We start from the raw sequence: 1,511 nt of genomic DNA on the forward strand, positions 1-1,511 counted from the left end.
GTTAATTACTTGTAATAAAAGAAAGTTATCAGTTCTTTAACAAAGAAACCATGCAGAAAAACACTGTTGCGCGAGTTCTAAACCTATTATCTCAAGCCGCGTTTCAATAAGTCATTGATTAAAAATAGTATAAACTGGAATCAGCCCTATAAGTGCGCACAACTATATTTGGTTATAATCCGTGAAATGTGATCAAATCGAATAATACTGTATACATAACAGCATCTAAGACTGAGTCATTATGAATACAAAAGACAGTTTCTATACCCAAATGTGAGGCATAAGCAAGTAAGGCGAGGAGATTGTAGCTAAGTGAATAACTGACCGACTGTTTTCATTGGAATAAACATTCTTACACGACCGTTGATTTCACAAAGAACCTCGAAACCATACTTAGCGTAAAATGATTCAGCTTGGCCAGTTAAGCAATCGACAACAATGGCATAAGCTCGCATGTGAGCATTAATTTCCCAAAGATATTCTAGCGCTTTGATTAAGCTAGCTTTACCTAACCCACTACCATGAAACTCTTTATGGACAGCAAGTTGAGCAAGCAGAAAGACCGGAATGGGATAGCGTGGTAACTTTTTACCCATGGCTTGCGGCAAGGTATCACGGCAAATTGAACTTGGTGCGATAGTATAAAATGAGCAAATTGGATATTTTTGATTGGGCAATGGTGTAACAGCAGGTAAAACCATTGTGCGGCTAATACCTGCTTGCATGTGTTTCGCTGCTTGAGTTTGGATAAAATCGTTTAACTCTGCTTCGCCACAGTCAAATGATGCTCTATCGTGTTGTGATTTATCCAATTCTTTAAAAGTCTTGGAGTAACTCACTTAAACTCACCACTTTTAGTAAATACTGCCGCTTCACGCAATGCCTTGTTCGGGGCCTTAGCCTCATCACAAGCCATTATGAATTGGTCGAATACATCAGCTTTAACAGTAATGCTTTCATGCTCAGCAATCACCTGAGTTGAATCTTCGTCCATTAAGCGAACAACGTATTCAGTTAAGCTTTTTAACCCAAGCAAAGCCGATGCTTTCTCAGCCTTAGCTTTGATCTCTTCATCCAAACGGATATCAAGTCTTGCAGTCGCCATAAAACCTCCTATCGTACGGAGTAAATCCGTAATGGATTGGAGTATAAAGTTTAAACAACCACAGCGCAACTTGTACGGACACAGTACGGATGCGATTTTTAGATTTGTGGGGATAAAACCTATTTAAGCTAAAACATTAGTTATTTAAAATGGCGAGGAATGATCAAAAGCCAACTGTTTTTGTCCTTGTCTAATTTCTTATAAGCCGTATTGCGTTATTATTGATTCATACTTTTTACCGTTTGAATCGACAACAAAAGCTTTAACCTTTCTTAGTTGAAGTAGCTCCTTAATACCTTGTTCACTATAGCCATCAAAATGAAAAACTTTCTTCTGATTTGGCTCGATAGTTAATGTATTAAAGTCATTAAACATTGTATCGTAGACGCCGCCTTCGGCTGTAACT

3 protein-coding genes are annotated in these 1,511 nt (G+C 38.1%); all 3 read right to left on the reverse strand.

All coding sequences use genetic code 11. The annotated features are described in order from the left end of the window. Nucleotides 1-308: 308 nt before the first annotated feature. Entirely contained in the window at nucleotides 309-839 is a 531-nt protein-coding gene (locus tag WBF61_RS07200) for a GNAT family N-acetyltransferase (protein WP_011847801.1), read from the reverse strand. Next, nucleotides 836-1,105 (reverse strand): DUF1778 domain-containing protein, encoded by a 270-nt coding sequence (locus WBF61_RS07205; protein WP_424255212.1) that lies wholly within the window; start codon nucleotides 1,103-1,105, stop codon nucleotides 836-838. Before WBF61_RS07205 ends, WBF61_RS07200 begins: the two co-directional genes overlap by 4 nt. A gap of 198 nt (nucleotides 1,106-1,303) precedes the next feature. Further along, on the reverse strand, nucleotides 1,304-1,511 hold a 208-nt coding region (locus WBF61_RS07210; RefSeq protein ID WP_424255214.1), incomplete at its 5' end, for a hypothetical protein.

Source organism: Carnobacterium sp. (genome assembly GCF_049673005.1).
Lineage (GTDB): Bacteria > Bacillota > Bacilli > Lactobacillales > Carnobacteriaceae > Carnobacterium_A.